Consider the following 13,367-nt stretch of genomic DNA (forward strand, 5'->3'; position numbering starts at 1 on the left):
TCGAGGCTAGCGATCGGGCCAGGCGCGGCGCAGGGTCTTAGGCTCCATCGCATGGCGAGCGACCGCGACTGGGGCCACGAGGAGGTATGCCGCGTGGTCGCGCTCCGCGGCGACGTCAACGCTCTCGGCGGGGCCGTGACCACCGCGCTCTGTGGGCACTGGGAGCACGATGGTCCGTGCCGCTGGCCCCATCACACGACGAGCACGAGGGCCGGTGACGAGGTGGTCGCCACCGTGCGGTTCGATGCCGCGCAGCCTGAGGAACAGCAGGTCCGCGCGCTGATCCGGGAGGCGCTGGCAGGGGGAAGCCTGGTGGGCCCGGATGGCACGACCACCACGTGGCGGCTCGCCCCCTGAGGCGCATACTGCTCAGCCGAGCCGGCCGAGCCAGACCTGGATCGGCAGCGGCACCAAGGAGTCCGGGCGTTGTTCGAGCAGCCGGGCGTCCTCCTCGACCCGCGCGTCGACCGCCACCACGGCAGAGGTCAGCCCCAGCCGGCTGAGCGCCTCGGTCGAGTCGGCTGCCACGAGGACCAGCCGTCCCCCGCGGGCGTCGACGGCGCCTCGGACCTGGTCGACGGCCGCGGCCAGGCGGGCTGGGTCGTTGCGGAGCGCCGACGTCGTCGACAGGGCGGCCACGCCGCAGTAGCCGCGCAGCACCTGGGGCCACTCGTTCGCCGCCCGCGAGTCGACCATGAGGGCGACATCACCAGGTCGCAGGGCCGCGCACACGTGGTCGACGGCCGCCCACTCGCCGTGTTCCACCCGCTCGTCCGCGTGCGGCCACGTGGCGAGACCGGTGGGTACCAGCAGGGCCAGGGCGACGGCGATGCTCACCGCGACGTTCACGGCATACGGGAGCCGGCGGGTGGACCAGCGCGACACGACGGCGGCGCAGGCGACGGTGAGCAGGACGACCGTGGGCAGGGCGATCAGGAGACGTCGGTCCGCCCACGGGTGGTCGGGGGTGATGCCCGGCCGGTAGAGGGTGAGCAGGGTGGAGCCGATCCCGACGACGGCCGGTCCGGTCCAGCCCGGCAGCTCTCGGCCGTCGACCCAGGCCGACGCGGCCCGGTGCGCGAGCACCCCTGCCGCCACCAGCGCGAGGCCGAGCGCGGCAGGACCGAGCCACCATGACAGCCACACGACGGTCTGCTCGGCGTAGGTGCGGCCTCCGTCGACGGGCAGCCCCTGACGCGCCTGGAGCCCCGCGACGACGCGAGCCCCCGGGTCCGCAGCGGACTGACGCACGACCTGCCACCACGGGCGGCTGGCCAGCACGAGTCCCACCACCACGACGCCGCCGGCCAGGACGCGCGGCAACCAGGCCTGGATGAGGGCGGGCATGGCCCAGCCCCGTCGGGCACCGTGGAGCAGGAGAGCTCCGAGGACGCACACCGCAGCCCCGAGTGCCACGAGCGGAAGCAGCGAAGCGGCAATGCTGCCGAGGTACTCGCTCGACGTCAGCCAGGTGAGCCCGAGGGCGACAGTCCCGGAGACGGCTGTGGCCACGCCGAGCACCCGGGCATGAGCCTGCCGCTGCAGCGCTGCCAGGACCACGACCGGCACGACCAGGACGACCTCGCGCAGGGCGTCGACCCGGATGAGGACCGCCCCGCCCATGAGCACACCGGCGACGAGGGCCGTACGGCGCGAGACGACCACGTCGGGCACAGCGGCGCTCCGTGCGGCCAGCACCATCGTCAGGAGCCCGGCAGCCAGTACGGGCAGGGCGACCGGTTCGGAGTAGGTCGCGCGGGCGACATGGACCAGCGGGAAGAGCAGCGCCGTGCCCAGTGCCGCGAGCGGGCCCCACCGGGGGCCGACGACGGTCGAGGCCAGCAAGCCGACGCCCAGCACGGTGAGGCCGAACAGGATGGCTGGCGCCCAGGCCAGGGCGGCCGGACCCCCGACCCACCAGGCGACGGAGTACCAGGCGGAGGCCCCGATCGGGAACTGTGGCTGGATGCTGGGGTCCTGGGGGGTCCCGGTCGCGTAGAAGGCCGGACTCGCCAGGGTGATGCCGTCGACGGCCAGCACGTCGGCTCCCCCGACGGACTCGCGCGGGACCGCGATGGGTCGCGCGTGCCCGGACGCGAGCTGGACCGCCGACTGGAGGTAGGAGCCGGAGTCGCGCCTGGGCAGCACCTGCTCCGAATGCGTGACACCGGCCCAGACCACGGCGGCCAGCGACATCACCACCAGCAGGGTGGCCGACCACACCGGGAGCGGGCGCACCGGCACGAGCGACGTGGCGAGCCCCGCCACCACCGCCAGCACCAGCAGGACGGGGATGGCGACCAGCGGCGACCACAGTCCGCCGAGCGCGAGCAGGGCCGCGGCGACGGATCCGAGCACCAGCCACAGTCCCGACCAGACGACGGTGCGCGTGATGAACCAGCCGCCCCACGCCTCGCCCCGGAGCAGCGGGAGGTCGCCGGGGTCTGGGGCATACGGGTAGCTGCGGGACTCGCGGCTGCTCACAGTCGGCAACGCTACTGCTCCGCCGTCAGCTGGCGGTGCACCGGTGCGCGCCGTCGGTGCGCGCCATCGCCGCGCGCCCCTGCGATGGTCGAGGCGGTCGACGATGCGGGTCCAGCACGGGTCTCGCGATAACCTCACGGCCATGCCTGCTGCCGACAGCGCCGAGGACGACGCCACCCCCCGCACCGTGATCACCTTCGGGACCTTCGACGTGCTGCACGTCGGGCACATCCGGATCCTCAAACGGGCTGCCTCGCTCGGCAACCGGCTGGTCGTGGGCGTCTCGGCGGACGCGCTCAACGAGGCCAAGAAGGGTCGCGCGCCGGTCTTCTCCCAGGACGAGCGGGTCGAGATCATCAGCAGCCTGAAGTTCGTCGACGAGGTCTTCATCGAGGAGAGTCTCGAGCTGAAGCGCGACTACATCATCGAGCACCGGGCCGACGTCCTCGCGATGGGTGACGACTGGAAGGGACGCTTCGACTTCGTCTCGGACCTGTGCGAGGTCGTCTACTTCCCCCGCACCCCTTCGGTGTCCACGACCGAGCTCATCGAGCACATCGCCAACACGGCCTGATGCCGGCCACACCCGCGGAGGTCCTCGCGGCGATGCTGGGCTCCGACCCGGCCGGCCCGCGGGTCACCTTCTACGACGACACCCCCGGACCCACCCAGGGCGAGCGCATCGAGCTGAGCGCCAAGGTGCTCGCGAACTGGGTGAACAAGGCAGCCAACGCGTTGCAGGAGGAGTGGGACATCGCTCCCGCCAGGCGGGTGCGGCTGGCCCTTCCGCCACACTGGCGCTCCCTCTACTGGGCGCTCGCCGTCTGGTCCGTGGGTGCCACGGTCGTCCTCGACGACGACGCATCCGACGAGGCGTGCGACCTCGTGGTGACCGACGACGCCACGGTGGCCGCGGCCAGCACCGGCCCGACCGTCCTCGTCACCCTCGCCGCCCTCGCGCGCGGCGCGAGCAACCCCGTCCCCCTCGGCGCCATGGACGAGGCCCGCGAGCTGTCCACGTATGCCGACCAGTTCAGCCCGTGGGAGGAGCCGGACCCCGGCGACGCCGCCTTGAGCGACAAAGGCACGGACACGGCATACGGGGACGTGGTGCCGGAACGGAGCTGGGCGCGCGGCGTCCGCATCCACACGTCCACCGACGACCTGCGGACGGCGCTCGAGCTGGCGCTCGCGGCGTGGGCGGCCGGCGGCTCGGTGGTGCTCTCCCGCGGCCCCGAGCCGGTGACGGGTCGCGCGGGTCGGCTGGCCTCGGAGGGCGTGACCCTCGAGCCCTAGCGGCGCCGCAGCTCTGCTTCGAGCGCCTGCCAGGTCAGCGTCGCGACCACCCCGGTCCGGGCCAGCCTGGCCCGCCCCTGCAGGGCCTTGACGGCCGACTCGTCGCTCGCTCCGAACGTCCCGTCCGCGGGGATCCGGAGGGCCTTCTGCAGCGCCGTGACAGCGGTCCCCCGCGAGCCTGAGCGCAATACGGTGCCGTAGAAGGCCCGCAACGGGTAGTCGCGGTTCTCCAGTGCCTTCCAGACCTTGACGTCCACGACGCCGGTCTGCGGCAGCTGCCTGGCCTTCTGGAAGGCCTTGACCGCCGCGGCGGTGCGCGCCCCGAAGGCCCCGTCGACGGAGAGGCCGCCGAGGGCTCGCTGCAGGGTCTTCACCGCTGCGCCCTTCGAGCCCGACGTGAGGACGGTCGACATGAGGGCGGTGTAGGGCGTGGTGACGCGTGGGGTCGAGGTGCTCCGCGATGCGGTCGTCGTCGCCGCGCCGGTCGCCATCAGGGCGGCCCAGGTGGTCGGGCCGACGATGCCCGTCGCCGGCAGGTTGCGACGGGTCTGGAACGCCTTGACGGCCGCCAGGGTCTTGACGCCGAACGCCCCGTCGGGCGGCGTGACACCCAGTGCCTTCTGCAGCGCCACGACGGCGGGGCCCTTGGCACCCTGCGCCAGGGTGAGCTTCGCGTAGGGAGCGAGCGGGCTGGCCGGCGTCGACGTCGGCGGCTTCGCAGGCGTGGTCGGCTGGGTGGGCGTGGTCGGTGCCGCTGCGCCGCGAGCCGGGATGAGCTTGAGGGCAACCATCTTCGCCCACGTGGCCAGGTCGAGCTGCCCGGTCACCTTCAGGCCGTGCTTGCCCTGCCAGAGGCTCAGCGCGGCTGCCGTCTTCGGCCCGAACACCCCGTCCGGTGTGGTCCCGATGACCTTCTGGGCCAGGGCCACGTCAGGGCCCGTGGCTCCCGGCATGAGCACCGAGTAGACGGCCGACGGCGTCTGCGGCGGAGTCGTGGGCTTCGGCGTCGAGGACGGGCCCGGGTCGACCTTGGTCAGCGCCTTGCCCGTCCACCACGACGTGCGGCCGTAGGCGCCGTCCCAGGAGAAGGAGAAGTGGATGTGGTCGGTGTGCGGGACCGGTCCGGTGTAGGTCGCCCAGCCCCGGGCGGGGTCGTAGGCGCGCCACATCTTGTGGTTCCAGATGATGTACATGATCCCGAACCGGCGGGCCATCGCGCCCGGACGACCCTGCGCATCCGGTGCCGACAGCCACTGGGTCACGGCGTCGGCGACAGCCTTCTCGCTGGGCTTGCTGGCGCTGAGCATCCAGTCCCAGGCCCGCCCCTCGGAGTGCTCGGTGAGGCCACTGTTGCAGTTGCGGACGATGCCCCAGTCCGCGCTGCCGAGCCTGTAGTGGCCCGCCATGAGCTTCGCGAAGGAGACCACCCCGGGCTTGGCGTTGGGGTCGCACAGCCGCTGCGCCTGGTACGGCGAGGCGATGTCCAGCGCCGAGGGGAGCGCCTTGGTCGGGGGCTTCGGCGACACTGCCGTCGCGGCATCCGCGGTCGCCGCGCCCACGGGCACGGTGAGCACCGGGATGGCCAGGACTCCAAGGGCACGCACGACACGCGACACGGAACACTCCAGAGGGGGGATGGCGCCTCGGATCCCGAGCCGCGGTGACGAATTGGACACCAGCCCCAGGGGTCACTTCCTGAGCAGGCAGGACATTTGTCCCACCAGTGCTCAGCCGTCACAAGGGCCTCTGGAGAACTACAACCACGGAATTCGTTCTGCCCTCCCCCGATCGGCCGATGGCCACGCTCGACGCCCCGGCGGGCCGGCCATGTGGGGTCACCACGCGGCATACCCGGAACGGTGGGGAGGGACCACGCAAGGCGACCGGAGCCGTCCGGCTAGAGTCCACGCCATGGACAAAGTCGTCTCCACCGCGGCCGCAGCCATCGACGGGATCGTCGACGGCTCCTCCCTCTCGGTGGGCGGGTTCGGGCTCTGCGGCATCCCGAGCGTGCTCATCGCGGCGATCCACGATGCGGGGGTGACCGGCCTCGAAGCCATCTCCAACAACTGCGGCGTGGACGACTGGGGCCTGGGCATCCTGCTCAAGGACAAGCGAATCCGGCGGATGGTCTCCTCCTACGTCGGGGAGAACAAGGAGTTCGAGCGCCAGTACCTCTCCGGCGAGCTCGAGGTGGAGCTGACGCCGCAGGGCACGCTCGCCGAGCGACTGCGTGCGGGGGGCTCGGGGATCCCTGCCTTCTTCACCGTGACCGGCGCCGGCACGCAGGTCGCCGACGGCGGACTTCCGTGGCTGTATGCCGCGGACGGCACCGTCGCGAAGGCCTCACCTCCCAAGGAGGTCAAGGTGTTCGAGGTCGACGGCGTCGAGAAGGAGTTCGTCCTCGAGCGCGCCATCGTCGCCGACTTCGGGCTGGTCCGGGCCTGGAAGGGCGACCGCCACGGCAACCTCGTCTTCAACCAGAGCGCCCGCAACTTCAACCCGCTCGCCGCCATGGCCGGCCGGATCACGATCGCCGAGGTCGAGGAGCTGGTCGAACCCGGCGAGCTCGACCCCGACCAGGTCCACCTGCCCGGCATCTACGTGCACCGGGTGCTGCCCCTGACGGCCGACCAGGCCAAGGACAAGCGGATCGAGCGCCGCACCGTCCGTCCTGCCGAGAGCCAGCCCGAGACCACCACCGAGGAGGCCTGACATGGCACTGACCCGTGAGCAGATGGCCGCCCGGGCGGCCGCGGAGCTGTCCGACGGCTCCTACGTCAACCTCGGGATCGGCCTGCCGACCCTGGTCCCCAACTACGTCCCCGACGACGTCGAGATCGTGCTCCAGTCCGAGAACGGCATCCTCGGCGTCGGCGCCTATCCCGTTGACGGGCAAGAAGATCCCGACTTGATCAACGCCGGGAAGGAGACGGTCACGCTGCGTCGTGGGTCGTCCTTCTTCGACTCCGCCACGAGCTTTGGGATGATCCGCGGCGGCAAGGTGGATGCCGCGATCCTCGGCGCCATGCAGGTCTCCTCCAAGGGCGACATCGCGAACTGGATGATCCCCGGCAAGATGGTCAAGGGCATGGGCGGCGCGATGGACCTCGTCCACGGCGCCAAGCGGGTCATCGTCCTGATGGAGCACAACGCCAAGGACGGGTCCTACAAGATCGTCGACGAGTGCTCGTTGCCCTACACCGGCCGCGGCGTCGTGCAGCGGATCATCACCGACCTGTGCGTCTTCGACGTGACGGCAGACGGCCTCGTGCTGCGCGAGCTCGCGGAGGGTGTCACCGAGGACGAGGTTCGGGAGAAGACGGAGCCCTCGTTCACGGTCGACCTGGACTGAGCGCCGGCCCAGGTCGACCGCACCCGCCCCTCAGCGCAACAGGGTGAGGTTGGCCGTCGAGCCGGTGACCGCGGTGCGCGTTCCGAACGTGCCTGCACCGGTGCCCGGGTAGAGCCACAGTGCACCAGCAGTGTCCCGTGCGAGCAGGTCGGCACCCGAGCCGGCGTTGACGTCGCCGAGCGCCACCATGTCCTTGATGACGTTCCAGCCACCGCCCACCCGCACCCGTGGCCACCGGATGGCTCCCGCGCCGTCCGTGCGGTAGGTCCACAGGGTGTTCGTCGTCGAGTCGCGGGCCCAGAAGTCAGCGCGACCGTCCAGGTCAGCGTCGCCTGCGCCCACGATGGTGTCCATCGCGTTCCAGCCGCCCCCGAGGCTCGTCCGGGAGGAGAATCCGCAGGCCCCGTCTCCTGCATAGAGCCACAGCGTTCCCGTTGCCCGGTCGACGCCGAGGAAGTCCGAGCGGCCGTCCGAGGTCGCGTCACCGATGCCGGTCAAGCGGTCCGTCGTGGCGGGCACCCCCGTCACCCGCGTTCGCACCGTCAGGGTTCCGGTGGTCGGGACCGGGTAGCACCAGACCGCGCCAGAGGTATCGCGAGCGAGCAGCTCGGCCGTGCCGTTCCCGTTGAGGTCGCTCCCGTGGCCGAGCACGTTCATGACGTTCCATCCGCCCCCGAGACGCGTGGCGGCGCCCAACGCGCTCCCCGTGAAGGGCAGTCGGTAGAAGGTGCCGTCGGCCGTGCGACCGTAGACGTCGGGTTTGCCGTCACCGCTGGTGTCCTTGCGCAGGAAGTCGCCGTTGGTCACGGTGAACCACTCGGACTTCAGACCCAGCACACTGCGAAGGCTGTCCCACGGCATGGTGGCGCTGCCGGCGCTGCCCACCAGGGTCACGCCGCGGATGCGTCCGCCCCACTCACCATGGCCGTCGCGGGTCACGATGATGCTCCGCAGCGTGCCCACCGCGGGACGGGCGTTCTGCAAGGTCGTGCGCAGCGAGGTGGTGGACACCGTCCACGAGTTGGCGTTGTTCGGGACCACCCCGTCGTAGGGGTCGGCCTTGGCCACGAGGTAGGGCACCGACCCTGCCGACATCCACCCGCCGTTGGCGGCAGAGAACTGGGTGAAGGCGGCCGCGCCGCCGTACGTGACGAGGAGACCGGACGTCGCCGTGATCGCCGAGTCCGCATTGGGATGCGTGTGGGAGGTCAGCAGGGTCCCGCTCGAGTTGTAGTCCGCCCAGCCGTCGTAGACCTGGCACGACGTGGTGTCGCACACGTCATAGCTCGACGAGGCAGGGTGTTCCTTCTCGTACGTGGCGTAGGTGCGAGCCGCGACGGCCTGGCTGCGCAGGGCCGCGGGGAGCCACGAGGCGGGCATCTCGTTCGGGACGACACCGCGCAGGTACTTCTCCATGGTGGTGGCGTTGATGGTGACCACGGTTGAGCCGCTGCGCACCGCCTGGGCCCTGTCGGGGAACTCCCGGAAGACGCCGTCGGTCCGGGCGACGCGCACCCCGCCGCTCGTGGGGTTCACGAAGGACGGCGTGCCTGAGACGTTGCTGTAGGAGCCCGCCGTCTTCCAGGTGCTGCCCACGAGCCACTGCAGGGCAAGTCCTCCCTCTGAGCTGGGCACCAGCCGCCATCGCAACACCGGGTCGCCGCCGTCGGTGGCGCCGAGGGTGGTCGTGGTGGAGCCGGAGGTGAACTGCAGACCCGGCCGCATGAGGACGGTCAGGCCCGACGTGGGCACCCCGCTGATCCTGATCCGGAGCGCGGACGACGTCGCCTGCGCGAGGGTGGTCCCGGGGTAGTAGAACGCGAGGATCTGCTGGTGGGTCAGGCCCGACGTGGCAGCCCCGTAGGCACCCCACTGAGACATCCCGTGCCCGTGGCCGTAGCCGTGCCCGGCCAGCTGGACTGCACCCGACAGCGGGACCGGCAGCGTCTCAGCCGATGCTGGTGCGGCGGTCACCAGCCCGGCCACCACCACCGCGGAGGCGGCACCCAGGGCGCAGAGCCCCCGGAACCGTCCCGACGGCATACGCCACCGGCTGGTCGACGCGCGCCCCGTCCCAGTCATCGCCACCACACCTCTCATGGTCACCCCAGAACCTGACCGGTGCCAAGTCCGCCGGCCAGCGGCATTCGCCCTGGCCAGAGCGTGCCGTCCCGTCGTCCCGCATAGAGCCACAGCCCGCCACCGGTGTCGGCCGCGACGACGTCGGAGCCACCGTCGCCGTTGTAGTCGCCCACCCCGACGATCTGGACCAGGTCGGTCTGACCCGACCGCAGCACCGTGTAGTCGAGCAGCGGAGCCGGCCCGGAACCCCGGAACAAGGCGAGCGTGCCGTCCCCGAGCAGCGCCACGACGTCGCCGTTGGCGTCGCCGTTGAAGGCCCCCGTGCCGGTGAAGCTCTTGAAGGTCTGCCAGCCCTGCTCGAGCTCCTCACCCGGCTTGAGGGTGAAGTCACGGCGGAAGCCGTAGCGCAGGATCAGTCCGCTGCGCGAGGTCGCCAGCAGGTCCGGCACGCCGTCGGAGTCCTGGTCTGCACCGGGGGCGATCTTCGCCATCGCGGCCCAGCCCCGGGTCGCCACGACGAGCGGAGACCCGAACCCACCGCCGCTGCGGCCGGGCAGCGCCTCGAGCGCGTCCCCGACCCGCATGACGGCGTCCGTGTAGCCGTCCGCGTTGACGTCGCCGACCAGCTGGACCAGGTCGGCGCCACTGGTGCCGGAAATGGCGGGTCGCTGTTCGAGGTCCCGGCGGCCGGTTCCCGGATAGATCCGCAGGCTGCCCTTGTCGATGGTCGTCATGACGCCCAGCAGGTCAGGGCGCCCGTCGCCGGTGAAGTCGACCCCGCTGGACAGCTGGGCCATGTCCTCCCAGCCCCGTCCCCAACGGTTCCACCGCACCGGCGCGTTCGACTCGTCCCCGTAGTAGACGCGCAGCGCTCCACCCGGCTCGCGCCCGAAGATGTCGCGGTGACCGTCTCCGTCGAGGTCACCGGCTGCGATGACCGGGCTCAGCCCTCCCCATCCGCCGGCGACCTTCGTCGGTGTGCCCACATGCCCGTGGCCGTCCCCGGCCGCCACGACCAGGGCGCCGTCGCTGGTCCGCACCGCGAGCAGGTCCGGCTTGCCGTCGCGCGTGAGGTCGCCCGCACCCGTGATGGACGTGTAGCCGTCCCATCCTGTCGCCACGACCGAGCCGGCACCGAAGGTGCCCCGGGCCGTCCCGGGGTACAGGGCCAACGTGCCCGTGCGACCGACGGCCATCAGGTCGGCGCGCCCGTCGCCGGTCTGGTCACCCGCAGCGACCAGGACCCTCATCGCATTCCAGCCCGACCCGCTCGAGACCAGGCCGGCATACCCGCCCTTGCCGTTCCCGCGGTAGACGCGCAGGTTGTTGGCTGCGGGGTACTGGGCGAGGATGTCCGGGTTTCCGTCGCCGGTCAGGTCCGGTGACAACACCGCAAGTCGCACCGTGTTCCACGAGCCACCGAGGGTCGTGGGCGCCTTGAGGGGGTCGAGGGGCGCCGACGCCAACAGGGACACCGCCCCGACCGGGGAGCCGGGCGACGGTTGCGCGTAGCTGAGCAGGTCTGGCTGGCCGGCTCGGTCGACATCGCGAGTCAGCCTGGTCGCCGACAACGTGCCCATCCGACTGGCCACAGCGCTGCGGATCGCGGGCAGCTTCGCGTAGAGCTGTGCGCCGGGGCACTGGGTGCCCACGGCGTCCCGGTGGCCGGAGATCCGGGAGAAGTTCTTGTCCTTGGCGAAGACCGTCCCGGTGGCCGGCATGCCATGGACCGTCATCTTCCAGGCGATCAGGTTGGTCAGCGCAGTGGTGACGGCGGTGGGAACGGCGGTGCTCTGGAAGTCGCCGATGGCACTGACCCCGAAGGACCACGAGTTGTAGCCGAGCGTGTGCGCGCCGATGACCGCACGGTCGACGCCTCCGTAGCGTCCCTCCCACGTGCGCCCGAACCGGTCGACGAGGAAGTTGTAGCCGATGTCCGACCAGCCCTGGCCGTTCACGTGGTAGGCGTAGATGCCGCGGATGATCGCGGGGACGTCTGCCTGCGTGTAGCTGTTGGACCCGGCCGTGTGGTGCACGAACGCGATGTGCGCCTGGGAGTAGCCCGGCGAGCCGTCACGGAGCGACTCGTCCGCACCCCACTGCGCCCGGGTGTAGATGGTGGGTCGTGCGGCGGCAGCAGTCGCCCCGCCTGCGGGCGGGGCGGCGGTCACGGCCGCGTCCGCCGGAGAGCTCCCGGGATCCACCACCGACAGCGAGAGGTCGACCGGGAGGCGCGAGTCATCGCTCAACACCCTGGCCTGGACCTGCTCCCCGACGACGACGTACGGGTCGGTGCTCTCCCTGGCCCGCGTGGCGGAGGCTCCTTCCGGCGTGCCCTTGTCGGGACCATGCTCGGATGCCCCGGCATCAAGGTCCTCCCACGCTCCCCAGGTACCCGCTCGCTCGACGCGGATCTGCACGGTGTCGCCGTCCCCCAGAGAACCCGTCGGCCAGGAGACACCGGCCACCGCCACGGCCGACGCCACCGGGGTGACCGTGCTCTCGGCCGCGGCCTTCGCGCGGCTCAGCGCCGTCGAGGACTTCTCGCCACGGCCGGCCTCGGCCGGTGCCACGGTCCGGAGTGGAACGCTCCTGGTGTGCGGCGAGACGGGGTGCGCAGCGGTCTTCTGCCCTCCCAGGTCGAGCCCGGGGGTCGCCAACGGTGTCAGCACGACCGCGGAGAAGGCGACGCTCAGGACGAGGGGGGAGACGGTGGTACGGCGCAGGAGACGAGGCGGCATGGGAAGGCTCACAGTCGGGGTTGGTTGCAGTCGCAGCCCTCACACGGTGCACCATCGGAGCGCGACATGGCGGGCATACGCACCAACTTTCCCACCTGTCACACACATTGTTACCTGCCCGCAACCCCCTGAGCACCCGTGACCATTCATGACCATCGGTGACCGGGCGACGCCCTCGGCAGGCCGACGCGGGCGTCATGGACCCGGGTCAGTCGTCCACGCCGCCGCTCACGAGCGGGCTGCCCCGGTCGAAGTGGGGAGCCAGGTTGTTGTCGACCATGGTCAGCGCGGCACCGATCGCCATGTGCATGTCGAGGTACTTGTAGGTACCCAGCCGTCCGCCGAAGAGCACTCCTCGCTCGGCCCGCGCAAGGTCGCGGTAGCGCAACAACCCCTCCCGGTCGGCCGGGGTGTTCACGGGGTAGTACGGCTCGTCGTCACCCTCGGCGAAGCGTGAGAACTCACGCATGATGACCGTCTTGTCCTTCGGGTAGTCCCGCTCGGGGTGGAAGTGACGGAACTCGTGGATCCGCGTGTAGGGCACATCCTCGTCCGGGTAGTTCATCACCGGGGTGCCCTGGAAGTCTCCCGTGGCCAGCACCTCCTCCTCGAAGTCCAGGGTGCGCCAGCCGAGCCGGCCCTCGCTGAAGTCGAAGTACTTGTCGACCGGACCGGTGTAGACCACGGGGATGTTCCCGACGACGTTCGCCTTGGTGATCGGCTGGGACTCGTCGAAGAAGTCGGTGTCGAGCCGCACCTCGATGCGGTCGTGGTCCGCCATCCGCTCGAGCCAGCGGGTGTAGCCGTCCACCGGCAGGCCCTCGTAGGTGTCGTTGAAGTAGCGGTTGTCGTAGGTGTAGCGGACCGGCAGCCGGCTGATGATGTCGGCCGACAGCTCCTCGGGCGAGGTCTGCCACTGCTTGGCGGTGTAGTGCGCGATGAACGCCTCGTACAGCGGGCGACCTATGAGCGAGATCCCCTTCTCGACGAAGTTGCCCGGCTCGCGGCCGCCCAGCTCGGCGGCCTGCTCGGCGATGAGCGCCCGCGCCTCGTCGGGTGAGTACGCCGACCGGAAGAACTGGTTGATCGTGCCGAGGTTGATCGGCATCGGATAGACCTCGCCGCGGTGGCTGGTGTAGACGCGATGGACGTACGGCGTGAACCCGGTGAACTCGTTCACGTACTCCCAGATTCGCTGGTTGGACGTGTGGAAGAGGTGTGCGCCGTAGCGGTGCACCTCGATCCCGGTCTCCGGCTCGTCCTCGCTGTAGGCGTTGCCGCCGATGTGCCGACGCCTGTCGATGACGAGGACCCGACGCCCGTGCTCCTGGGCAATCTGCCGGGCCACGGTCAGCCCGAAGAATCCGGATCCGACGACCACTAGGTCCGCGTTCACACATACTCCTCGG

10 protein-coding genes are annotated in these 13,367 nt (G+C 71.0%); 5 read left to right on the plus strand and 5 right to left on the minus strand.

The window, feature by feature from the left end:
- Positions 1–51 precede the first annotated feature (51 nt).
- Positions 52–357 (plus strand): hypothetical protein, encoded by a 306-nt coding sequence (locus AC1DS4_RS05660; RefSeq protein WP_477632491.1) that lies wholly within the window; start codon positions 52–54, stop codon positions 355–357.
- 12 nt (positions 358–369) lie between these two features.
- On the opposite strand, the gene AC1DS4_RS05665 is transcribed toward AC1DS4_RS05660, so the two are convergent.
- Complete coding sequence (locus tag AC1DS4_RS05665; protein WP_477632490.1) at positions 370–2,484, minus strand: hypothetical protein; 2,115 nt, start codon at positions 2,482–2,484, stop codon at positions 370–372.
- Positions 2,485–2,626: 142 nt separating this feature from the next.
- Here AC1DS4_RS05665 and AC1DS4_RS05670 point away from each other — a divergent pair, with 142 nt between their 5' ends.
- Complete coding sequence (locus AC1DS4_RS05670; RefSeq protein WP_477618445.1) at positions 2,627–3,058, plus strand: FAD synthase family protein; 432 nt, start codon at positions 2,627–2,629, stop codon at positions 3,056–3,058.
- Positions 3,058–3,780, plus strand: a complete 723-nt coding sequence (locus AC1DS4_RS05675; protein WP_477632489.1) for a TIGR03089 family protein — start codon at positions 3,058–3,060, stop codon at positions 3,778–3,780. Before AC1DS4_RS05670 ends, AC1DS4_RS05675 begins: the two co-directional genes overlap by 1 nt.
- Here the strand turns inward: AC1DS4_RS05675 and AC1DS4_RS05680 are convergent.
- Positions 3,777–5,396: a peptidoglycan-binding domain-containing protein gene (locus AC1DS4_RS05680; protein WP_477632488.1), complete on the minus strand. Its 1,620-nt coding sequence runs from the start codon at positions 5,394–5,396 to the stop codon at positions 3,777–3,779. The two genes, AC1DS4_RS05675 and AC1DS4_RS05680, sit on opposite strands and share 4 nt — an antisense overlap.
- 295 nt (positions 5,397–5,691) lie before the next feature.
- Between AC1DS4_RS05680 and AC1DS4_RS05685 the strand changes: the two genes are divergently transcribed.
- Entirely contained in the window at positions 5,692–6,495 is an 804-nt protein-coding gene (locus AC1DS4_RS05685; protein ID WP_477618442.1) for a CoA transferase subunit A, read from the plus strand.
- Between the two features lies 1 nt (position 6,496).
- Positions 6,497–7,135 carry a CoA transferase subunit B gene (locus AC1DS4_RS05690; protein ID WP_477632487.1) on the plus strand — a complete coding sequence of 213 codons (639 nt, stop codon included), beginning with the start codon at positions 6,497–6,499 and terminating at the stop codon, positions 7,133–7,135.
- A gap of 30 nt (positions 7,136–7,165) precedes the next feature.
- Here the strand turns inward: AC1DS4_RS05690 and AC1DS4_RS05695 are convergent, their stop codons facing one another.
- The 3 genes from AC1DS4_RS05695 to glf form a co-directional block, all read right to left on the minus strand.
- Positions 7,166–9,217: a SpoIID/LytB domain-containing protein gene (locus tag AC1DS4_RS05695; RefSeq protein ID WP_477632486.1), complete on the minus strand. Its 2,052-nt coding sequence runs from the start codon at positions 9,215–9,217 to the stop codon at positions 7,166–7,168.
- A 20-nt stretch (positions 9,218–9,237) separates the two neighbouring features.
- On the minus strand, positions 9,238–11,958 hold the full coding sequence (locus AC1DS4_RS05700) for an FG-GAP-like repeat-containing protein (protein ID WP_477632485.1): 2,721 nt from the start codon (positions 11,956–11,958) through the stop codon (positions 9,238–9,240).
- Positions 11,959–12,166: 208 nt separating this feature from the next.
- A complete protein-coding gene (gene glf / locus AC1DS4_RS05705) occupies positions 12,167–13,354 on the minus strand; it encodes a UDP-galactopyranose mutase (RefSeq protein ID WP_477632484.1) in 1,188 nt (395 codons plus the stop codon).
- Positions 13,355–13,367 lie beyond the last annotated feature (13 nt).

Source organism: Pedococcus sp. P3_C7 (assembly GCF_056402615.1).

What these genes read in the sequence shown, in the direction of transcription:
- AC1DS4_RS05660 (WP_477632491.1), top strand. Translation starts at nt 52, where the DNA reads ATGGCGAGCGACCGCGACTGGGGCCACGAGGAGGTATGCCGCGTGGTC.
- AC1DS4_RS05670 (WP_477618445.1), top strand. Translation starts at nt 2,627, where the DNA reads ATGCCTGCTGCCGACAGCGCCGAGGACGACGCCACCCCCCGCACCGTG.
- AC1DS4_RS05675 (WP_477632489.1), top strand. Translation starts at nt 3,058, where the DNA reads ATGCCGGCCACACCCGCGGAGGTCCTCGCGGCGATGCTGGGCTCCGAC.
- AC1DS4_RS05685 (WP_477618442.1), top strand. Translation starts at nt 5,692, where the DNA reads ATGGACAAAGTCGTCTCCACCGCGGCCGCAGCCATCGACGGGATCGTC.
- AC1DS4_RS05690 (WP_477632487.1), top strand. Translation starts at nt 6,497, where the DNA reads ATGGCACTGACCCGTGAGCAGATGGCCGCCCGGGCGGCCGCGGAGCTG.
- AC1DS4_RS05695 (WP_477632486.1), bottom strand. Translation starts at nt 9,217, where the DNA reads ATGACTGGGACGGGGCGCGCGTCGACCAGCCGGTGGCGTATGCCGTCG.
- AC1DS4_RS05700 (WP_477632485.1), bottom strand. Translation starts at nt 11,958, where the DNA reads ATGCCGCCTCGTCTCCTGCGCCGTACCACCGTCTCCCCCCTCGTCCTG.